This is a genomic window from Cyanobium gracile PCC 6307 (genome assembly GCF_000316515.1).
Taxonomy (GTDB): domain Bacteria; phylum Cyanobacteriota; class Cyanobacteriia; order PCC-6307; family Cyanobiaceae; genus Cyanobium; species Cyanobium gracile.
On sequence record NC_019675.1, the window covers coordinates 795,116 to 815,125 of the forward strand.

The 20,010-nt window shown below is 65.6% G+C and carries 18 protein-coding genes; 8 read left to right on the forward strand and 10 right to left on the reverse strand.

The window, feature by feature from the left end; translation table 11 throughout:
• Positions 1-35 precede the first annotated feature (35 nt).
• The 5 genes from CYAGR_RS03605 to CYAGR_RS03625 all read left to right on the forward strand — a co-directional run bounded on the left by CYAGR_RS03605 (position 36) and on the right by CYAGR_RS03625 (position 3,554).
• Entirely contained in the window at positions 36-1,079 is a 1,044-nt protein-coding gene (locus tag CYAGR_RS03605; protein WP_015108415.1) for a substrate-binding domain-containing protein, read from the forward strand.
• 230 nt (positions 1,080-1,309) lie between these two features.
• Entirely contained in the window at positions 1,310-2,425 is a 1,116-nt protein-coding gene (locus CYAGR_RS18120; protein ID WP_015108416.1) for a UDP-2,3-diacylglucosamine diphosphatase, read from the forward strand.
• 58 nt (positions 2,426-2,483) lie between these two features.
• The gene (locus CYAGR_RS03615; RefSeq protein WP_015108417.1) at positions 2,484-2,906 is read left to right on the forward strand and encodes a hypothetical protein; all 423 of its coding nucleotides are present in this window, start codon (positions 2,484-2,486) and stop codon (positions 2,904-2,906) included.
• Between the two features lie 43 nt (positions 2,907-2,949).
• Positions 2,950-3,252, forward strand: coding sequence for a hypothetical protein (locus tag CYAGR_RS03620; protein ID WP_015108418.1), 303 nt, complete (start codon positions 2,950-2,952; stop codon positions 3,250-3,252).
• Positions 3,253-3,320: 68 nt separating this feature from the next.
• Complete coding sequence (locus CYAGR_RS03625; RefSeq protein WP_043326349.1) at positions 3,321-3,554, forward strand: FeoA family protein; 234 nt, start codon at positions 3,321-3,323, stop codon at positions 3,552-3,554.
• A gap of 15 nt (positions 3,555-3,569) precedes the next feature.
• Here CYAGR_RS03625 and feoB read toward each other — a convergent pair whose 3' ends face one another.
• On the reverse strand, positions 3,570-5,354 hold the full coding sequence (gene feoB / locus CYAGR_RS03630; protein WP_015108420.1) for a ferrous iron transport protein B: 1,785 nt from the start codon (positions 5,352-5,354) through the stop codon (positions 3,570-3,572).
• 244 nt (positions 5,355-5,598) lie between these two features.
• Positions 5,599-6,126 (reverse strand): ferritin, encoded by a 528-nt coding sequence (locus CYAGR_RS03635; protein ID WP_015108421.1) that lies wholly within the window; start codon positions 6,124-6,126, stop codon positions 5,599-5,601.
• Positions 6,127-6,316: 190 nt separating this feature from the next.
• Here CYAGR_RS03635 and CYAGR_RS03640 point away from each other — a divergent pair, with 190 nt between their 5' ends.
• Positions 6,317-6,532, forward strand: a complete 216-nt coding sequence (locus CYAGR_RS03640; protein ID WP_156818377.1) for a hypothetical protein — start codon at positions 6,317-6,319, stop codon at positions 6,530-6,532.
• Between the two features lie 226 nt (positions 6,533-6,758).
• On the opposite strand, the gene CYAGR_RS18125 is transcribed toward CYAGR_RS03640, so the two are convergent.
• Positions 6,759-6,926 carry a hypothetical protein gene (locus CYAGR_RS18125; protein WP_156818378.1) on the reverse strand — a complete coding sequence of 56 codons (168 nt, stop codon included), beginning with the start codon at positions 6,924-6,926 and terminating at the stop codon, positions 6,759-6,761.
• A 293-nt stretch (positions 6,927-7,219) separates the two neighbouring features.
• On the opposite strand from CYAGR_RS18125, the gene pstS reads away from it, so the two are divergent.
• Entirely contained in the window at positions 7,220-8,227 is a 1,008-nt protein-coding gene (gene pstS / locus CYAGR_RS03645; protein WP_015108424.1) for a phosphate ABC transporter substrate-binding protein PstS, read from the forward strand.
• A 130-nt stretch (positions 8,228-8,357) separates the two neighbouring features.
• On the opposite strand, the gene CYAGR_RS03650 is transcribed toward pstS, so the two are convergent.
• The 7 genes from CYAGR_RS03650 to CYAGR_RS03680 form a co-directional block, all read right to left on the reverse strand.
• The gene (locus CYAGR_RS03650) at positions 8,358-8,972 is read right to left on the reverse strand and encodes a class I SAM-dependent DNA methyltransferase (protein WP_015108425.1); all 615 of its coding nucleotides are present in this window, start codon (positions 8,970-8,972) and stop codon (positions 8,358-8,360) included.
• Positions 8,965-9,720, reverse strand: a complete 756-nt coding sequence (locus CYAGR_RS03655) for a PIG-L deacetylase family protein (protein WP_015108426.1) — start codon at positions 9,718-9,720, stop codon at positions 8,965-8,967. The genes CYAGR_RS03650 and CYAGR_RS03655 overlap by 8 nt, the downstream gene beginning before the upstream one ends.
• Positions 9,717-10,844, reverse strand: a complete 1,128-nt coding sequence (locus CYAGR_RS03660) for a glycosyltransferase family 2 protein (RefSeq protein ID WP_015108427.1) — start codon at positions 10,842-10,844, stop codon at positions 9,717-9,719. Before CYAGR_RS03660 ends, CYAGR_RS03655 begins: the two co-directional genes overlap by 4 nt.
• Positions 10,841-11,860, reverse strand: a complete 1,020-nt coding sequence (locus CYAGR_RS03665) for an acyl-CoA dehydrogenase family protein (protein WP_015108428.1) — start codon at positions 11,858-11,860, stop codon at positions 10,841-10,843. The genes CYAGR_RS03660 and CYAGR_RS03665 overlap by 4 nt, the downstream gene beginning before the upstream one ends.
• Positions 11,853-13,961 (reverse strand): catalase, encoded by a 2,109-nt coding sequence (locus CYAGR_RS03670; RefSeq protein ID WP_015108429.1) that lies wholly within the window; start codon positions 13,959-13,961, stop codon positions 11,853-11,855. The genes CYAGR_RS03665 and CYAGR_RS03670 overlap by 8 nt, the downstream gene beginning before the upstream one ends.
• Before the next feature lie 333 nt (positions 13,962-14,294).
• Complete coding sequence (locus CYAGR_RS03675) at positions 14,295-14,492, reverse strand: CsbD family protein (RefSeq protein ID WP_015108430.1); 198 nt, start codon at positions 14,490-14,492, stop codon at positions 14,295-14,297.
• Positions 14,493-14,980: 488 nt separating this feature from the next.
• Positions 14,981-18,997: a magnesium chelatase subunit H gene (locus tag CYAGR_RS03680; RefSeq protein ID WP_015108431.1), complete on the reverse strand. Its 4,017-nt coding sequence runs from the start codon at positions 18,995-18,997 to the stop codon at positions 14,981-14,983.
• Positions 18,998-19,134: 137 nt separating this feature from the next.
• Between CYAGR_RS03680 and dapB the strand changes: the two genes are divergently transcribed.
• Complete coding sequence (dapB, locus tag CYAGR_RS03685; RefSeq protein ID WP_015108432.1) at positions 19,135-20,001, forward strand: 4-hydroxy-tetrahydrodipicolinate reductase; 867 nt, start codon at positions 19,135-19,137, stop codon at positions 19,999-20,001.
• Positions 20,002-20,010: the final 9 nt, after the last annotated feature.

Sequence of the window (20,010 nt, forward strand, 5' to 3'; positions counted from 1 at the left end):
GCCGATCAGACTGCAGCGAACCCGGACCGCTCCCCTTGGCAGCGACCCTGACCCGCCGGCGCCTGCTTTCCCTCCTGATCGCCGGGGCCTCCCTGGCCCTGGCGACGGCCCCCCTCCCCGGCCTGCGGCGCCAGCTGGTGGTGGCGGTGGGTTCGGAACTGGCCAGCGCCATGGCCGAACTCGAACCCCTGTTCGAACGCCGCCATGGGGGCATCGACCTGGTCTGGAGGGTGCAGGGCTCCCAGGACATGGTCAACCGCGCCCGGGAGGAGGGCCCGGAGCGACCGCGGGTGCTGATTCCCGCTAACAGGGATCTGCTCAGCCGGTTGGCCACCGAGCTGCAGGCCCAGGGCGGGGCGCCGGCGTTCCTGCAGGCCCCCATACCCGTGGCACGCACCCTGCTGGTGGCGGTGGCCTGGCCGGAGCGTGTCCAGCGGCTGTTCCCGGATGGGCGCTTCTCCTGGCCGCTGCTGCGGCGGGCCACGGCGGCGGGGCAGTGGGGGGCCCTGGGCGCTCCGGAGAGCTGGGGCAGTTTCGATCTGCGCAGCGCCGATCCGATGCGCTCCAACTCCGGCCAGCTGACCCTGGCGCTTTGGTGCCAGGACGCGAACAGTGGCGGATATGGCGCTGGTGGCGGCAGTGGCGGCTGTGCCGCCGCCCTGCGCCGGGCCGTCTACCGGCCGGCCCGATCCACCGACATCCTGCTGCAGGAGTTCATCAGCGGTGGCCCCAACGAAGGCGACCTGGCGCTGGTCTACGAGGCCTCCGCCCTGGCACGCCAGGGGGAGGCCGGCCGCCTGCGGCCCGGGGGGTACGTGCTGCTGTTCCCCGATCCCACCATCGAGACGGTGCTGGCGGCCGCCGTGCTGCGGGGGGAGGCGACCGGCCGGACGGAGGACGGGGAGCGCTTGGTCGCATTCCTGCTCTCCCCCGAGGGACAGGGGGTGCTCACCCGCCTGGGATTCCGCGGTGCCGATGGCGGTGGTGGCAGCCCGGCGGCCCGGGGCGTGAAGCGCTTGCCGCCGCCCTCGCCGGAGCAACGGGAGGAGCTGCTGCGCCTCTGGCAACAGGCCGGCTGAGCGATTCGGAGGGCCATCGACCAGCCCATCGATCACCTGAGGAAGTGCGCCACGCGACGGACGAAAACCAACGGTATTCCCATTTGGCAGTGAGGCAGAGACGGGGAGATTCGATCCTGTTTCTTCATCCCTGACCAGTCGGAATCGTGGCGGCACGCATGTCACCATGGCGCTGTGTGCTGCCATCAAGCACCCAAACCCCAGGGCGCCAGAACTCTCGCCAGAAGTCCTTGCTCAGCTGCGACGCCCTGTTCATCTCTGACCTGCATCTGGGCTCCAATCAGTGCGAGGCCGGCCATCTGGCGGCCTTCCTGGAGTGCATCCGCCCGAAAACCCTGTTCCTGGTCGGCGACATCATCGATCTGCAGGCGATCCGCTTCAACGCCAATGTCGATGCCTCCTTTCTCACTGAACGGATCGACACCCTGCTAAGCGGCAGCCGCGGAGCATCACCGGCCAGCGAGCTCCCGCAGGAGGCGCGGCTGCTGCGGGCCTCCCATCGCCGGGTGATCGAGAGGCTCGAGGCCCTGGGCCGGGCGGGGGTGGCGATCGTCTACGTCCCCGGCAACCATGACGCCTACCTGCGCCGTCACGCCGGCCTGGAGCGGCCCGGATTCGCCATCCGGCGCCAGGCCACGTACATCACCCCGGCGGGGCAGCGGCTGCTGGTGCGCCACGGCGACGAGTACGACCGGCTGATCCGCTTCCACGCCGGCGCCGCCGAGGGGCTGGCCCGCCTCCAGGAGCACTACAGCGCCGGCATCAACGGCCTGCTGTCCCCATTCACCCGGCCGGCCGCCGGAGCCCAGCCGGCCGGGTGGAATGCCGAGGCGATTTTGCAAAGCGCCGTGGACCTACTGGCCAGCCACCGGGAATGGCCCATTCCGGTGAGCCGGGGCCTCAACTCCTCCGGTGGCTTCTCCCTGGCCTTCGTGCTCGAGAGTGCCCTCAAGAGCCGCACCGGCCACGACCGGCTGATCAAGCGCGGGATCATCCGCCACCTGCAGCGGGAGCGGCACGGTCCGGAGCCCCTCGACGGGCTGATCAACGGCCACACCCACATCCCCGAAGCCACGCCCCTGGCCCTGCCGGACAGCGGCGGTGACGAGCGGATCCCTTGCCACATCACTTACTACAACACCGGCAGCTGGGCCCGCAGCCAGCGCCGGCTGGGGCGCACGGCGCTGGTGGTGGCCCACAGCGGCCGTATCGGCATGGTGCGCTTCGACCGGCGCCGGGGCATCGAACCCTTCCAGCCGCCGCGTTTCCCGTTCAACACCTATCCGATGCGCCCCTGCCCGGGCTGCGGCCTGGGGGTGGCGCACCTGGAGCCAACGTCACCCTGAAGCCACCGGGATTCCGAACGACACCCGGAAACTTCAGTGCATCAATCGGGTCGCTGGAATGGAGGCGCAGGGCCTGGGCATCCCCTTCAAGGTGCTCCATGGCAGCTCTTCCATGCGGGAGATCCGGACGATCTACAGGAGCTGCAGCCTCTATGTCGTGGCCCACTGCGAACCCATCGGACTGCCGATCTGTGAGGTGCAGGCCTGCGGTGGCATCATTCTGACGCCCTATGCCCGCTGGTGCCACGCCCATGACCTGGAGACACCGGAGCCAGGCTGCAATGGGCGATGGCCGCAGAACTTCATCGTATACAACAACGACAGGCAGCAGCTGGTCAGCGAGCTGAACCGACTCAAGCGGGACTACAACACAGAAACGGCCCTGGAGAACGTCAAGCTTGACCAGGCCAACTTCCACCGCGGGAATGCCACGGAACTGGCCCATTTTGTCGCCATGGTCGAAGATGCGACCATTCATTAACGCTGCTCAACCTGCAGAGATTCGAGCGTGACTCCTCAGGATCATGACGGTCTCCTCCCCGCAGGCGGTCTGGGATTTCGTGGGTTGCCGGACAGGGACAGCCCACGGGACCCATGAGGTGCTGAAGCGAATCCGACGCGGCGAACCGATCACAGCGATCCTGGTGGATCATCCCCAGTTGAACCAGGCCAGGATCGGACTGGCACGGCATCTCCAGAACCAGGAACTTGAACTGAGTCGGCTCTACAGCAAGATGCAGGATGGGGAGCGAAGGAAGATGCAGATGGAGCATGACCTTGCCACCTCGCTGCGGCAGGCCTTTGACCTGACTGCAGCTTCGGCATGACCGAACCATCGACTGGCAGGGGAGCCGCCTTGAGCGGCCCTAGGGTGGAGTCCAAAGACAGGTTGTTCATGCCCCTCAGTCAGGTTCCAGCGGGCGCCAGGGTTTCGATCGCCTCCCTGCCGAGCCATCCCGCCCTGCAGCGTCGGCTGCAGTCCATGGGTGTGCGGCCCGGGGTGGAAGTGGAAGTGCTGCGGCGCGGCAAGCCCGGTGGCCTCCTGCATCTGGCCAGCGGGCTTCTGGAATTCATGCTCCGCCCCGAACATGCCGCCGAAATGGACGTCCATCTGATCGGTCCACACTGAATCAGTGCTTGCAGCTCAGCCCAGGGACAGGATCAACCCCCCGCCCTGATAGACGAGGAAGGCCAGCACCCAGGCCAGCACCAGGGACCAGCCCAGGGACAACAGGGCGAAGCGGCGGCTCCTGGCCTCCTGGATCTGGGCCGCCACGGTGCCCAGGCAGGGGGTGTAGAGCAGCACGAAGGTCATGAAACTCAGGGACTGCAACGGTGTGATGGCGTTCTGGATCGCATCACCCAGGCCGGATTCCGTGGTCCCGTAGATCACCGCCATCGCTCCCAGCAGAATCTCCTTGGCGATGAAGCCGAAGAACAGAGAAACGGTGAGCTCCGGGTTCATGCCGATCGGCCCCAGCAGCGGCTGGAAGAGAGCTCCGATGCCTCCGGCGAGGGTGCGGCCCGATCCCTCCGCCGCACCCGGGGGAAGGTTGGTGAGCAGCCAGATGGCGGCGGCACCCACGATGATGAACACGCGGGTGGTGACCAGAAAGTTCAGCATCGAGGTCCAGCCCCGGCGCAGGATGGTGGTGAGGCTGGGGGCCCGGTAGGGGGGCAGCTCCAGCACGAAGGCTTCCTCACTCGGATAGGCCCGCTGGAACACCAGGCCCGTGATCACGGCGGCCAGAAAACTCATCCCATAGAACCCGAACAGCACCAGCCCAGGCGCCCACCAGGGTCGGGGGAAGAACACGCCGGCCATGAACAGGAACACGGTCAGCCGGGCCTGGCAGAGCGCGAAGGGGATGCACAGCATCGCCAGCAGGCGCATGCCCCGATCGCGGATCACCCGTGTTCCCATGATCGAGGGCACGTTGCAGCCGAACCCCATGACCTGCAGCACGAAGGCACGGCCATCCAGCCCCAGCCAGCGCATAAAGCCATCCATCAGAAAGGCGGCGCGCGGCAGATAGCCCGAGTCCTCGATGATGCCCATGAGCACGTAGAACACGAAGATCAGGGGCAGGAAGGTGGCCACCGTGCTCACGCCCAGCCAGAGGCCGTCCAGCAGGAAGCGCCGCAACCAGTCCGGCGAGCCCAGCGCCTGCAGAGCCGGCTCCAGCCCGTTGGCCTGGATCCAGTCGAGTCCCGTTCCCAGAAGATCCTGGAGCGGAGCGGTGACCGCATACAGCACCTGGAACACCGCCAGCACGAGGCCCAGGAACAGCACCACGCCAACCAGGGGATGGAGCAGCACCCGATCCACCAAACGGGTGCGGCGATTCAGCCACCGCTCCGGCAGCGTCACGTAACGGGCCACCAGATCCCGCAGCCGATCGTCCACAGCCTGGAACTCGCCTCGGCCGGCCGGCGGCGCCCAGCCAGCCGCGCTGGAGCTCTCGCCCCACTGATGCAGCTGTTCGATGAGCGCGGCGATGCCCTGGTTGTGCTTGGCGCTCACGGGCAGCACAGGCAGGCCAAGCTCCTGCGACAACCCCCGGTGATCGATCCCAAGGCCGAAGCCGCGGGCCTCATCGCTCATGTTCAGCGCCGCCACGACCGGCAACCCCAGCTGCTGGAGCTGCAGCAGCAGGCGCAGCTGGCTGGTGATCTGGCTGGCATTGAGCACCACCAGGACGAGATCCGGAGGCGTGTGGCGCAGGAAGCGCTGCACCACGGCCTCGTCCTCGCTGCTGCCGCTCAGGTCGTGGATTCCCGGCAGATCCACCAGTTCGAAGGTCGTGCCGTGGCGGTCGGCCGGCATCGCCCCCCGCAGCAGCTCCACCGTCAGGCCGGGCCAGTTGGCAATCTGCGCATGGCCGCCCGTGAGGCGGTTGTAGAGGGTCGACTTGCCGGTGTTGGGCATGCCCAGCAGGGCGACCTGCCACCCGGAGCCCCTCCCCCTGCCTGCTCCGGACCCATGACAGGAGTCGCTGGCCCCCCAGCGCCAGCCCGCCCGTCGCTGCAGGCGACCATCAGCCCGATCCCCACTGGGGGGACAGGACGCGGCAGGGACAGGGGCAGCGCGCTCAGGAGCGGGCATGGGCACAACGGGCGGGCGGATTCAACGGAGTCGGGATAACACGATATGGAAAAGACGTCATCATGATTCATGCACCGGTGGCGCCGCTGAGGCCGCCCTTGACGTGGGCCAGGGCCGTCCCCTCGAGGAACTGCTGGTCCAGCAGCAGCAGGGCGGCACTGTTGTCACCGGCCAGTCGCAGGCGCTTGCGCACGAACCGGGCCTCGGCCTCCTCCTGGAGCTGTTCGGCCACGAACCAGTCGAGCATGGCCGTGGCACTGCGCTCGCCCACATCCTCCGCCATGGCATAGAGACGGTTGATGGAAGCGGTGACCCCCTTCTCCATCTCGTAGACCCGATCGAACAGCCCCTGCACCGACGGCCAGCTGCGTTCAGGGGCTTCGATGGTGGGCAGCTCCACCTGTTCATCGCTGTCGACCAGGTAGGCAATCATGCGGGCCGCGTGGTTGCGCTCTTCCTGGCTCTTCTCGAGCATGTAAGTGGAGAATCCGGCCAGATCCTTTTCCCGCAGCCAGATCGACATGGCCAGATAGGTGTGGCCGGCCTGAAACTCTGCGGCCAGGTGTTGATTGATCGCGGAGGTGAGCTCTTTCACAGGCTTGGCAGGGATGTCCTTCCTATCCCTAGCCAGGCCATGGCGGCGAAGCCGCCCCTATCTCACACTCTGATGTGACATTGGTCACCGTCTCCCTCCAGCGTCAGCAAAGGCACCGTCTGTTGTGTGCTTCGCCTACATCGACCGGCCCGAGATCGACAGATTGACGGCTTCCATGGGCCGGCCAGCCATGACCAGAGTTCCCTCTTCCGAGGATGACGCCCAGCTGCAACGCGTCCTCGTCCTCACTCACCAGCGGGACTGGTGCCTGGAGCGCCTGTCCCAGTTATCTCTGGATGGCCGCATGGAGGAGGCCAGGGCGATCACGGCCGAGCACCTGGAGCTGCTGGTGAGCCTGGATGTCCGCCGCAGCCTGTGGGTGCGCATCGAGAGAAACGCCTGGTGAGAGGTGTGGCGGCAGGATCGCCCTCACCAACCGTTCCGCCCGGGTCGGAGGGGACGGGCGCGCGGCAGGACTCCCGGGCCGCTCCAGAGCGGCACACGTTCGGCGCCAAGCTGAAGCTGTCGGCAACGGGCGATTGAGCGGCACAGCCCAGCAGGCTCGCCAATCCCATGGCGACCGCCTCCGTCTCTCCCGTGGAGCGGCAGCTTCCTCAGGGCACGACGCCAGGTCAACCGTGCTGCGGCTCCAGAGCCTCCAGCAACCGCCGCCCCAGCAGGGCGCCGAACTCCTGGGGCAGGCCGAGCCGGCCGGGAAGGCGCATCACCCCATCGGCGGCCTGGGCCAGAAGCTCCATCCCCCGGGTGGAGCGGGGCGGGGCCGCCGTCGCCAGCACCACCTCAAACGGACCGCGCAGACAGTGGGCCTGCTGCAGCCACAGTCCCGCTCGCAGGCCACATCAAGCCCACCGGTGACGAAGGCGGCGCTGGCGAAGCGGGAGCCGCGGCGCCGGGCCGAGCAGCAGCAGGGCCGAAACGGACCGGCAGGGACAGGGGCAGCGCGCTCGTTCCAGGGGAGTTCCGTGGGACGTTCCATGGAGTACTCAATCCTTGAACACCCGTTAACCTCTCCATAACACAAATGGTCAGAGCGGGTTGCTATTCATAACTTGCCCCCAACTTGGCCATCCTGATGACCTTCGCGAAGAAGGCCCTGATCCTTTCCGCTGCCGGCGCGCTCACGGCTGGCGTGGCGGTTCCTGTGATCGCCCAGAGCAATTCGATCAACGGAGCCGGGGCCAGCTTTCCGGCTCCGGCCTATCAGCGCTGGGCCGTGGAATTCGCCAGGGAAACCAAAAGGCAGGTGAATTACCAGTCGGTGGGTTCCGGCGCCGGTGTGCGCCAGTTCCACGCCGGCAGTGTCGATTTCGGCGCCACCGATGAGGAACTGAATGCCTCCAAAGGGGAGTTCACCAAGGGCGTGACCGCCCAGCGCGGTGCCCTGCAGATTCCGATGATGGGCGGCACCGTCACCCCGGCCTACAACAACCCCAGCTGCAAGAACCTCAAGCTCACTCAGCGCCAGGTGGCTGACATCTTCCTGGGCAAGATTCGCACCTGGGAGCAACTGAAGTGCGGCAAAGGGACCATCACCGTGGCCCACCGCTCCGACGGTTCCGGCACCACCTACGTGTTCACCAACTCCCTCTCCTGCTTCTCGCCCGAGTGGAAGTCGAAGGTGGGCGCCTCCAAGGCCGTTAAGTGGCCCGTGGGTGTGGGCGGCAAGGGGAATGAGGGCGTGGCCGGTCTGATCCAGAACACCCCCGGCTCGATTGGCTACCTCAACCAGGCCTTCGTGAAGGGGCGGATCACTCCGGCCGCCGTGCAGAACAAGGCCGGCAAGTTCGTTCTCGCCAACGACGCCACCGGCGCGGCCGCCCTCAACAGCATCAAGCTGGATTCCCGCCTCGGCGGTGAAGACTGCAACCCGGCCGGCGCCAACGCCTTCCCGATCGCCTCCTTCACCTGGGTCCTGGCCTACCAGCGCGGCAATGGCGACAAGGCCGGCACCCTCCGGCAGTTCCTGAACTGGGGCCTCTCGCCGAAGGGGCAGAACATCGCCAAGACGCTTGACTATGTGCCCCTCACCGGCGCCGTCCTGGCCCGGGCCCGCGCCGAAGTGGCCAAGATCGGCCGTTGATCCTGGCGTTGCTTCACCCCGCAGGGGTAGCTGGGGGGGCTTCGGCCCCCCTCTTTTGCTGTAGACGGTCACAACCACAGCCAAGGCTGGAACATTCCGAAGCTGTGCTGGTGTAACCAATGTGGAAGCCTCAGAGCTTCTGGAGCACATCCAGCCTGTAGTCCTTCTCGATCTGGTGATGCACGCTGATCCAAGGGCGATCAGGCCATTCAAGGAAGCAGCGGTGAACCTCTGCCGCCGTCAGTGGATAACTGGTTTCACCAGTGAAGTGGACCAGCAGAAGATGCCCATGGATGTCCAGAGAACCTGCAATGCTGGCACGCAATATCGCAAGATCGTTGACGGAAAAGTAATAGCCAAGTTCTGACACGACGATCAGATCGAACACACCTTGAGGATAGTGATCGGGAAGTTGATAGTGTTCAAAGCGTACGTTTGGCAGGCTTGCGCAACGGGTCTGGGCTCTGGAGAGCGCAAAGCCAGAGACATCCGTCGCGAGCAGATTCCAGCAACGGGTCGCCAGCAGCTGAGTGAAAACACCAATCGAGCAACCAAGCTCCAAGCCATTCACATAGTTCGGCAATGGCAGTGAGGCCAACGTTGCGGCATACTTCTTCGCTTCATAGGTACTGGTCTCGAAGTCCCAGGGATCCGCATTGGCAGCATAGAGTTGATCGAAGTGTTCCGGAGCCACCGACCCGCTGGCCCCCAGTACCGGCTCAATGATGGGTGTCTCGTCAGCCATGGTGCGGCTCCAGATAGAGCTCCCAGGGCTTGTGGAAATGGGCAAGCATGGACGGCTCCAGGATGAAGCCGCTCGCGTCATCGTCGACCACAGTTCCCAGCTGGGATCCGTATTGGGCAATAGCCAGCCGTTTACGCTTCTGTGCCGTTGCAATATCCAGAAGCCACACCCTCACCTCCGTGGCCTGGGGTGGAACTTCGTGGGCATCAGGCGGCGACCATGCCCAGACGGGATACTCGAGCCAGCGGAATGTGACGGAGAGCCCAGAGGCCGCCCCCCGGCACAATTGCCAGGTCGATTGGTGGTCGGCATGGGAGTCACGACGCCAGGGCAGAACGATCGTGTCCGGCGAATGCTCGATCAGCAGCTCCCGCAAGCGACAGGCCGCCGCCCCGAAGCCGGCCGTGTCATCGGCGGGCAGCGCACCATCTTCAAAACCCATGAACGTCACGGCGCTCGCTGGGTAACCCAGCACGGCCAGAGCCGCCAGCGTTTCTTCGCTGCGCAGCGCGGCAAGGCGGGCTGCCGGATAGGCACGTGAGCGGGGATGGGAGCGGCAACCATCCGTCATCACAATCACGTGGGCCCGTTGGTTCCCGTCCGCCAACAGGGCCAGCAGGCCGCCGCATCCCAGCGCCTCGTCGTCGGGATGGGGTGCCAGAAGCACAACACGGCCCAGCTTCGCCACGGCCTCGCAAGGAACCAGGGGATGCCGCTCCACGTCGGCCAGCAGGGAGAGCTCGTTCATGCCAGCACCCGACCCGTGTTTGCAGGGGCCGTCAGGCGCCGACGCACAGCCTCCAGCCGATCCCTGAAGGGCAGTAACAGCAGGGCCGAACTTCTGGCGCGCAACGCCCTGATGGCAGCGCCGATCTCCTGTCCCCTGCCGGCCACCGTCACCTCCGGCGTGATGGTCAAAGCGGGCGGCGGGTTGCCACCGGGATGATGGCTGCACCAGAGGCCAAGCCGGGCCAACCGTTCCTCGGCGGCATGGGCCGGTTCCACGAACACTGGGGACGCTGCGCCGACCAGGCCATTCCACGCCTGGATGGCCTCGGCCAGGCCGCGCTGAGCTCGTCCGACCATGCGTGCCGAGGTCACCACCCGCACCCGAAAGCTGTGACGAAAGCGCCCGCCGCTGTTCAGAACGGCCTGGTAGAGAGCCACGTCTTCGCTGGAGGCCCGCAGGGGCATACCGCCGGCACGCCCGTAGGCCGCCGCCGTGACGGCGATGCTGGCGCCGAAATGCTGGTGGTGGCGTGGGAAGGGATCATGAACCTGCGGTACGTAGAGAGAGCACAGTTCTTCAAGGGCACGGCGATACATGACATCCAGCGAAAACAGCCGGCGCACGCCGGCGGGCAGTTCCGAGCGTTCGACGCGATCGAGGCTGATCCAGCCCCCCACACCGTCGACGCCGGCCGCGACCTCCAGCGCGTTCTGGGCAATCCAGTCGGGAGCCGGGCGCGAATCCGCGTCGGTGGAAAGGATCAAGCCCGCTGGGCGATTCAGGCGCTCAAAGCGCTGAAAAGCGACATCAAACAGGGACTGACGCGCCCGGCCCACATGGGCCTCATAAGGAGCAAAGACGACCTGGGCGATGTGCAGGGCCAACTGGGGAAAACGCTGCTGCAAAGACTCGGCCACAGCAGCCGTGGCGTCGGTGCAGTTGTTGAGCAACAGCAGAACTTCGAAATCGTGGCCGTCAAGCGCCTCACCCTGTAAGTCCCGCTGGGCGGCAAGGGCAGCAATGACGCCGGGAAGCACCGCCTGTTCATTGCGGACCGGAATGACGACACAGGCACGCAGAGACCCATGGGGAGCAGGGAAATCAACCGCGTTGGCGTTGAGCCTTGCAGACAGGATGCTCATAGGAGCCATCCATCAGCGTGGCCCGCCACGCTGCGCCCGAGGAGCGCACCATCCCATTCGGCATGGCTCTGGCGAAGAAAGACGGGAAGATCCGCGCAGCGCTGCGCATGCTCGGCCATGGCACAGAGCGGCGCGGCCCCCAGGGCGCGACCGGTGCGGCAGATCACCTCGCTCGCCGCCGCATCGACACTGGCCCGGACGCGCAGGGCGGCGGCGAAGGCATCGGCCTGGGGATGGGCATCGATCCAGGCGGCCGTCTCCACCAGCAGCGCCCGACTTCCTCGCACCAAGGCATCGACGGCACCGAGATGGGCGGCGGCGTGGGGATCCCGTTCCACCAGAGGCGATGCGGCCAGGGTCGAGGCGATGGCACAGGCGGCGCCGTACCAGACGGCGGCGATACCCGCAGCTCCCTGCCAGAAACCAGCACGTGCACCGTAATCACCAGCCAGACCAACGGGGCTGGCAGGGACCCCGTCAAAGGTCACCACAGCGCACTCGGAGGCGGCCATGCCGACGGCCTTCCAGCCATCGCTCTGCAGGGTGACGCCGGTATGGTCGAGCTTGACCTGAACCAGAATCGGCTTGTTCGCCTCTGTCCAGGCGGTGATCAGGGCATGATCCACCACGGAGGCGCCAGAACACCAGGGCTTCTGGCCAACCAGTTGGCCGCCATGGCCGTCATCCCGATAAACCAGTCGAAAGCGTGGGTCTTCGGCAGCCCAGACGCCCCACAGGCCGTCGGCCGTCCTGCCGCGCAGCTCGGCAAGAATGGCTGCCGCATCGGTGTGGCCCTCATAGAGCTTGGCCAGGGAGAGATCAAGCGCACCGATCTCCGCCAGCGCGCGCCAGCGCTCCAGGGTGGCCCCGCTGCCCGGCATCGGCAGCGTGTCCAGGCCAGCGGCGATCAGTTTGAGCATCACTTCACGGACACTCAAGCCATCGGGCAACGGGAATGGGACGGGCCTGACGACGGTGGCAATGGCGGGGGCGAGCCGCGACGGCGTATCAAGCATCGGCCCCCTCCTCACCAGCCCGCACCCGATCCCAGAGGCGGCCATGCTTGGCCGCTTTGATGTATCCACCCACACTGCTGGCTCCGGACAGCAGCACCACGCCAGGATCGGAAGCTACTTGGGCGCGCTCGAGAATGGTCTTGGCACCCGAGCTGTAGGCCATCACCTTGCGGTGGTTGAACGCCTTCTCCAGCCATTCGGTGGTGGCTGCGGCCAGGGGCAGCGTCTTCGGTGGATCCTTCGGGGCCAGGATGGCCACCGAGTCGAAAAAGACGGACGGGGAGCCGCTCAGGGCGCCATCGGCTGGCACGAGCTTGCCGCTGGAGTCCGTGGCACCGGCGATGGAGTTGGCGACAAGGAACAGCGAAGCCTTCTCACTGTTGACACTGTCCTGCAGGGCCGTCAGCAGGGCGGGATCAAATCCATCCAGCAGAAGTACGCCCACCTTGCGGCCCTTCAGGGTCGGTACGGCCTTGGCCAGGATGCTGAGGGCCGGCGAAGGCGTCAGCTCGCGGGGCTTGACGGCGGGTGTGATCGTGTCCGCCTCCCCTTGCATGCCGAGCGACGCCTCCACCTGGGCCTGAAGGTCCGGGTCAATGATCGCCAGATGCCCCAACATCCTGGTTCTGATGGCCTTCACTTGCACCTTGGAGAGTTCAAAGGCGAAGGCGTCGATGATGTGGGCTTGTTCAGGCTTAGTAACCGAACGAAAGAAGAGTCGGGCTTGGGAGTAGTGATCAGCGAAGGTGGAGGCGCGCTGACGAATCTTTTCACCATCCATCTGCTCAGGAATGCTGGTCGCGCCCCGATGTGGATTTTCGCGAGGCACCCCTTGATCGAGCGAATTTGGTTCATAACTCACGCGACCCTTGGGAACGTTCATCTGATGCATGCCATCGCGCTGGAAATTGTGCATCGGGCAGCGCGCCGCATTGATCGGAAGCTCATGGAAATTGGGTCCGCCGAGGCGTGTGATCTGGGTGTCCTGGTAGGAATGCAAGCGCCCCTGAAGCAGGGGATCATTCGAAAATTCGATACCCGGCGGCAGATTGGTGGGCAGGAACGCCACCTGTTCCGTCTCTGAGAAGAAGTTGCCCACATTTCGGTTGAGTACCATCTTGCCAACGATCCGCACAGGAACGAGTTCCTCAGGAATCAGTTTGGTTGGATCAAGCACATCAAAGTCCAGGGATGCTGCCGTTGCCTCACTGATGACTTGCACGCCAAACTCCCATTCGGGGAAATCACCCTGGTCAATCGCCTCCCAGAGATCTCGACGGTGAAAATCGGGATCGGCGCCATTGATGCTCACCGCTTCGTCCCAAAGCACGGATTGCAGACCAAGCCTGGGGCGCCAATGAAACTTGACAAAATTCGACGCACCGGCCGCATTGACCATGCGGAAAGTGTTGACACCGAAGCCCTCGATCATCCTGAAGGAGCGCGGTATAGCCCGATCCGACATCGTCCAGAGCAGCATGTGCATGGACTCCGGGCTCAAGCTGACGAAATCCCAGAAGGTATCGTGCGCTGAGGACGCTTGTGGAAATCCCCGATCCGGCTCCGGTTTGACAGCATGGGCGAGATCAGGAAACTTCATGGCATCTTGAACAAAGAAAACAGGAATATTGTTCCCTACCAGATCGTAGATACCTTCTGATGTATAGAACTTGACGGCAAATCCACGCACATCTCTTGCCAGATCTCCAGAGCCAGAACTGCCAGCCACCGTTGAGAAGCGAGCGAAGACATCCGTCCTCACAGCCGGATCGCTCAGGAAGGCGGCCTTGGTGATATCCGCCAACGACGCGTAGAGCTCAAAGTAGCCATGGGCGCCGGATCCACGGGCATGGACAACCCGCTCGGGGATGCGCTCGTGGTCAAAGTGGGTGAGTTTTTCCCGCAGGACAAAGTCTTCCATCAACGCCGGACCACGCACTCCGGCCAGCAGCGTGTTCTGATTGTCGGCTATCGGAATCCCGTGATTCGTCGTGATCGTGTCAGCCAGCGCTTCAACGCTCTGATGGGTCTCCGCCGGTTGCGACAGGTTGTTGGCGGGAGCGTCCCCACGGACGGGGGCGTCGTTGGACTTGGAAGACATGATCGTTGAATAATGGTACGGAAGATCTCAATCAAGGTCGCCATAATTCCGCCAGTCCGGGTGATACCAGGACGCAGCCTGAAGACCTCAGGTTGGACGCATCCAGCAGAGCTTCCAGACATCGCATCAACGTGAGCTGAGCCAGCCAACACGTAAGGCGATTAGGAAGAATCCGGGGAGTGATGGACTCCCCGGCTGGTGTTGACCACGGATGATTAGGTACTACTTGGCCTGATGGCGACTTATGAACGTGTCACGGTCTGACTGGCCGTTGTCAGGATCTTGCTATGGAGACTGGACGCTATGGGATCCCAACGGCTGCCGGCTGGCTGACTATTCCATGGCGTCTTCAACCTTCCTGGCAGCCTTCTTGGCTTCCTCTTTCACTTTGGCCTCCGCCTTCATGGTATCGGCCTGGACTTGCTTGGCTTCTCCTTTGATCTGCTGGCCCTTGTCGCCAGTGATGGAGCCGACGGCGGACTGGATTTTGCCTTCAGCATCTTTGGCTGCGGCGTCGATTTTGTTGGACATGGTTCTCAGGGGTGTAGGGAGTGGAGCTGGGTTGTTCGTCTATACCATTGCCGGTGCCTGAGATGGCAGGGATGCCATCAGCGTTGCCTCTGACTTGACGGCGATGAGTTGAGCCTGGATGTCAACTCTCACGGATCTGTTCCCGTGCAATGGCATGACTCAGTCCTACGCAGGAATCGGTGCGCCGGACGGCTGACTGCGAAGAAGCAGGAGCTGTGGCCCCGGCAAAGGAGCCAAACCTCAGCGCCAACGGCCCATGCGGGGATTATGAATAATTGTGTGGATATGGCAATGCCTTGTCTCGATGCAGCGCATCTGCTGCTAAGGCTGCGTCGTCAGCTGGGTATCGAGACAGCAAACGCTTCTGCCATTCCCCATTGGCAGGAAAGCATCGGCCTCCCAGGAGCTCCTGCCGATTCCAGCCCCAGCCATGGAAACGGACCAGGGGCAAGAGGGCCGCCGCCCCCAGGCCCCTGGAGCCTGAACGATCAGGACTCCTTGGTCACCCCCTCGATCCGGTCCTCAATCTCCTGGTAGATCTCCTGCAGCTGGGCGATGTTCTCGTCAGAGGTTTCCCAGTAGCCGCGGCCGTTCACCTCCAGCAGGGTGCCGACGATGCGGCGGAAGCTGTGGGGGTTGAGGTCCATCAGCCGCTTGCGCATCTCCGGATCGTTGATGAAGGTCTCGTTGGCCTCCTCGTAGACGAAGTTGTCGACCGCGCCGCTGGTGGCGCTCCAGCCGAGGGTGAAGTTGAGCCGCTTGGCCACCTCCCGCACCCCTTCGTAGCCGGAATCGAGCATGCCCTCGTACCACTTGGGGTTGAGCAGCTTGGTGCGCGAATCGAGGCGGATGGTTTCGCTCAGGGAGCGCACCTGGGCGTTGGCCGTGGTGGTGTCGGCGATGTAGCTGGTGGGGGCCTTGCCGTCGTCGCGCAGGCCGGCGATCAGCTTGGTGGGGTCCGAGTCGAAGTAGTGGCTCACGTCGGTGAGCGAGATCTCGGCCGAATCCAGGTTCTGGAAGGTCACATCGGCGGTCTTCATCGCCGATTCGAACACCTCCCGGTTCTGGTTCATTTCGCCGGGGTTGTCGGCGTTGAAGGCGAAGGTCTTGCGGGAGAGGTACATCTCCTGCAGTTCGCCTTCCTCCTCCCAGGTGCTGTTCTCCACCGCCAGGTTCACATTTGATGAATAGCTGCCGCTGGCATTGGAGAACACCCGGGTGGCCGCCTCCCGCAGGGAGATGCCCTGCTCAGCCGCCTGCTCCTGGCTGTGCTTGCGCACGAAGTTCATCTCCAGGGGCTCGTCGGCCTCGGCCGCCATCTTGACGCCCTGGTCGATGAGGGCCATCTGGTTAATGAACAGGTCACGGAACACGCCCGAGCAGTTCACCACCACATCGATGCGGGGCCGGCCCAGCTCCTCGAGGGAGATGAGCTCCAGCTTGTTCACCCGGCCGAGGGAGTCGGCCATGGGACGCACGCCGATGAACCAGAGGATCTGGGCCAGGGATTCGCCGTAGGTCTTGATGTTGTCGGTGCCCCAGAGAACGCAGGCGATCGTTTCCGGCCAGGTGCCCTGCTCGGCCTTCTGGCGCTCGATCAGCCGGTCGACCACCACCTTGGCGGCGGCGATGGCCGCCCGGGTGGGGATGGCCTGGGGATCGAGGGCGTGGATGTTCTTGCCGCTGGGCAGCACGCCGGGGTTGCGGATCGGATCACCGCCGGGTCCGGGCAGCACGTACTCGCCATCGAGGGCCCGCAGCAGGCTCTCCATCTCCATGTCGGCGCAGATCTGCTCCAGGCAGAAGCGCAGGTAGGCGAACTGGCGATCCAGCTCGGTGACATCCACGTCGGGGAAGCCCGCCTGGCGGCAGGCGCTCAGCCAGGGGCTGGGCAGCCGGTAGCCGAAGCGCTCCAGCAGGTCGAAGAACCAGCCGAAATTGCGGCGCAGGGTGACACGGCCATCGGCGCCGGTGACCTCCTTGACCATGGCACCGACGGCGGCGCGGCAGGTTTCGGTGATCACCCGGTTGAGTTCCACATCCGCCAGCACGCCTTCATCGTTGCCCCGGTACACCTCGGCGATGGTGCGGCCCCGGCTTTCCGCCAGCAGCCCCGGCAGCGAACGCAGGCCCTCCTCCTCCCGCTCCAGGGCGGCGATGCTCACCAGGGTGGCGGTCGCCTCCTCGGCGGTGGGGGGCTTGCCGATGGTGTGCAGGCCGCAGGGCAACAGCCGGCTTTCGATCTCCATCAGCTGGCGGTACACCGCCCCCACCACGCCGTCACGGGCATCGCGATCAAGCTCGGCCGCATCGGCCTCGGGCAGGGCCACGTCCTTGTCGAGGTTGCACTGGCGGGCCGTTTCGATGATCGCGTTGACGATCTGCACCCCCCGGGAGCTCTCCCGCAACTGCTGATAGGAGCCCACCAGCTCGCCCAGCTCCTTGAGCCCCTTGTAGAGGCCGGCGTTCTCGGCGGGCGGGGTGAGGTAGCTGATGGTGGAGGCGTAGCCCCGCCGCTTGGCGATGGTGGCCTCCGACGGGTTGTTGGCCGCGTAGTAATAAAGGTTGGGCAGGGCGCCGATGAGGGAATCGGGGTAGCAGGTTTCACTCATGCCCATCTGCTTGCCCGGCATGAACTCCAGGGAGCCATGGGTGCCGAAGTGCAGCACGGCATCGGCGCCCCACACCTTCTCCAGATAGGTGTAGTAGGCGGCGAAGCCGTGGTGGGGGCTGGCGCTGCGGGAATAGAGCAGGCGCATCGGATCGCCTTCGTAGCCGAAGGTGGGCTGCACCCCCACGAACACGTTGCCGAAGTGACGGCCATAGATGAGCAGGTTAGTGCCGTCGGAGTTGAGGTTGCCGGGGGGCTTGCCCCAGTTCTCTTCGAGACGCTCGGAATAGGGGGTGAGCCGCTCGTACTCCTCGACGCTCATGCGGTGGGCGATCGCCAGCTCGGGTGCTCCTTCGAGGGCCTCCGGATCGCTGAGCACCGCCTCCATCAGCTCCTTCGGGGTGCGGGGCATGGCGTCCACCGTGTAGCCCTTCGCCTTCATCTCCTCCAGCACGCGGAAGATCGAGCCGAACACATCGAGGTAGGCGGCGGTGCCCACGTTGCCCTTGTCGGGGGGGAAGCTGAACACGGTGATCGCCAGCTTCTTCTCGGCGCGGGGCTTGATCCGAAGCGAGGCCCAGCGGATGGCCCGCTCGGCGATGGCATCCACCCGGTCCTGCAGGGTGTGGGCCTTGCCGGTGGCGTCGTCGCGCCCCGACAGCACGATCGGTTCGATGGCGCCATCCAGCTCGGGGATGGCGATCTGCAGGGCCACCTGCACCGGGTGCAGGCCCAGGTCGCTCTCTTCCCATTCCTGGGTGGTCTGGAACACCAGCGGCAGGGCCACCATGTAGGGCCGGTTGAGCCGCTTGAGGGTCTCGATCGCCTTGGGATGGTCCTGGCGGGCCGGGCCGCCCACCAGGGCGAAACCGGTGAGGCTCACGACCCCATCCACCAGGGGCTGCTCCGGCTGAAGCGGGTCGTAGAAGAAGGAGGAGACGGGCCGGGAGAAGTCGAGGCCGCCGCAGAACACGGGGATCACCGTGGCACCGCGATATTCCAGTTCCTGGATCACGGCCACGTAGTGGGCCTCATCGCCGGTGACGATGTGGCTGCGCTGCAGCACCAGGCCGATCACCGGACCCCGGCGGGCCCGCTCGCTGAGGTCGGCGCGGCTGGCGCTCCAGTTGAGGTATTCCTTGAGGTCCTCGAACATGCCCGGGGCCAGCGGGTGCCAGATGCCCAGGTCCGGGAACACCACCGGGTCGGCGACCGTCAGCTGGGGCCGGCCCAGCTCCGCTTTGCCGAAGACGTAGCGGTCGGCCAGCATCAGCAGGAAGTTGCGCAGGTTGTCCGGCGTTCCCCCCAGCCAGTACTGGAAGCTGAGCATGAAGGAGCGGGCGTCCTGGGCCTTCTCCACCGGCAGGTACTTGAGCACCGTCGGCAGGGTGTTCAGCAGCTTGAGCATGGCGTCCTGGAAGCCGGCCCCGTTGGCTTCCTTGCGCTTGCGCATGAACTGGGCGATGGCGCTCTTGCTCTGGCCCAGCTGGGCCATCGAGAAGGTGCCCAGCTTGTTGAGGCGCATCACCTCCGGCATCGACGGGAACACCACCACCGCCTTGAGCCGGTCGCGGTGGGGGGCCACGGCGTCCACCACCTTCTGGGCCAGATCCTCGATGAAGATCAGCGAGGCGATGAAGACGTCGGCCGCCGCCACGTCGGCGCAGAAGTCGGCGTAGTTGGCCGGGTCGCGCAGCTCCTCGATCAGGTAGCCGCTCAGCTCCACCGCCAGGGGACCGTTCTGGTCGTTGAGGCCGGTGGCGGCGGTGGTGAGGGCGTTCTGGTACTGGGGTTCGAGCACCACGTAGACGGCCTTCATCACCACCCGGTCGTTGGCGCCATCGGTGGGGGCAGGGCTGACCCGGCGGCTGGCGGAACGGACCTGCGTGAACATGCGGCGAATGCGTTGAGCAATGTGAAGCAGCCTACGGAGCTGCCGTCGGGGACGCGATCGGTTGCAGCGCAGCGTTACAGGCCGGCACCCTGCCGGTGGGCCGGGCCTCATAGGCTCGCCGGGAGTGCTAGTTGGCCATGACCGCGACCTCCCCGTCCCCAGCAGAGCCGGCGCCGATCCCGGTGGTGGTGGCCGGGGCCCTGGGCCGCATGGGGGCCGAGGTGATCAAGGCCGTGGTGGCGGCCCCAGACTGCGCCCTGGTGGGGGCGATCGACACCACCCCGGGCCGGGAAGGCGAGGACGTCGGGCTGGCCCTGGGGCTGGGGGAACTGGAGGTGGCGATCAGCGCCGACTTCGAGGGCAGCCTCTGCCAGGCGAGCCAGGCGGTGCGGCAGTCCGGCCCGGGCGGCGGCGCAGTACTGGTGGACTTCACCCACCCCAGCGTGGTCTACGAGCACTGCCGCGGCGCCTTCGCCTACGGCGTCCATCCGGTGATCGGCACCACCGGCCTGCGCCCCGACCAGCTGGCGGATCTGGCCGCGTTCGCCGAGAAGGCCTCGATGGGGGGGGCGGTGGTGCCCAACTTCTGCGTGGGCATGGTGCTGCTGCAGCAGGCGGCGGCGGCGGCGGCCCGCTTCTACGACTACGCCGAGCTCACCGAGCTGCACCACAACCGCAAGGCCGATGCCCCCAGCGGCACCTGCCTCAAGACCGCAGAGCTCATGGAGGAGCTGGGCAAGACCTTCAACCCCCTGCAGGTGGAGGAGCACGAGAGCCTGGCCGGCTGCCGGGGGGGCGTGCGGGAGAGCGGCCTGCGGCTCCACTCGGTGCGGCTGCCCGGGCTGGTGGCCCACCAGGAGGTGATGTTCGGATCCCCAGGCGAGACCTACACCCTGCGCCACGACACGATCGACCGCGGCGCCTACATGCCCGGGGTGCTGCTCACGGTGCGCAAGGTGCGCCGCCTGGGCGGCCTGGTGTACGGCCTCGAGAGGCTGCTGTGAGCCGCTGCC

What these genes read in the sequence shown, in the direction of transcription:
- dapB (WP_015108432.1), top strand. Translation starts at nt 19,135, where the DNA reads ATGACCGCGACCTCCCCGTCCCCAGCAGAGCCGGCGCCGATCCCGGTG.
- CYAGR_RS03640 (WP_156818377.1), top strand. Translation starts at nt 6,317, where the DNA reads ATGACCAGAGTTCCCTCTTCCGAGGATGACGCCCAGCTGCAACGCGTC.
- pstS (WP_015108424.1), top strand. Translation starts at nt 7,220, where the DNA reads ATGACCTTCGCGAAGAAGGCCCTGATCCTTTCCGCTGCCGGCGCGCTC.
- CYAGR_RS03680 (WP_015108431.1), bottom strand. Translation starts at nt 18,997, where the DNA reads ATGTTCACGCAGGTCCGTTCCGCCAGCCGCCGGGTCAGCCCTGCCCCC.
- CYAGR_RS03660 (WP_015108427.1), bottom strand. Translation starts at nt 10,844, where the DNA reads ATGAGCATCCTGTCTGCAAGGCTCAACGCCAACGCGGTTGATTTCCCT.
- feoB (WP_015108420.1), bottom strand. Translation starts at nt 5,354, where the DNA reads ATGCCCAACACCGGCAAGTCGACCCTCTACAACCGCCTCACGGGCGGC.
- CYAGR_RS03625 (WP_043326349.1), top strand. Translation starts at nt 3,321, where the DNA reads ATGCCCCTCAGTCAGGTTCCAGCGGGCGCCAGGGTTTCGATCGCCTCC.
- CYAGR_RS03665 (WP_015108428.1), bottom strand. Translation starts at nt 11,860, where the DNA reads ATGCTTGATACGCCGTCGCGGCTCGCCCCCGCCATTGCCACCGTCGTC.
- CYAGR_RS03650 (WP_015108425.1), bottom strand. Translation starts at nt 8,972, where the DNA reads ATGGCTGACGAGACACCCATCATTGAGCCGGTACTGGGGGCCAGCGGG.
- CYAGR_RS03620 (WP_015108418.1), top strand. Translation starts at nt 2,950, where the DNA reads ATGACGGTCTCCTCCCCGCAGGCGGTCTGGGATTTCGTGGGTTGCCGG.
- CYAGR_RS03615 (WP_015108417.1), top strand. Translation starts at nt 2,484, where the DNA reads ATGGAGGCGCAGGGCCTGGGCATCCCCTTCAAGGTGCTCCATGGCAGC.
- CYAGR_RS03655 (WP_015108426.1), bottom strand. Translation starts at nt 9,720, where the DNA reads ATGAACGAGCTCTCCCTGCTGGCCGACGTGGAGCGGCATCCCCTGGTT.
- CYAGR_RS03670 (WP_015108429.1), bottom strand. Translation starts at nt 13,961, where the DNA reads ATGTCTTCCAAGTCCAACGACGCCCCCGTCCGTGGGGACGCTCCCGCC.
- CYAGR_RS03675 (WP_015108430.1), bottom strand. Translation starts at nt 14,492, where the DNA reads ATGTCCAACAAAATCGACGCCGCAGCCAAAGATGCTGAAGGCAAAATC.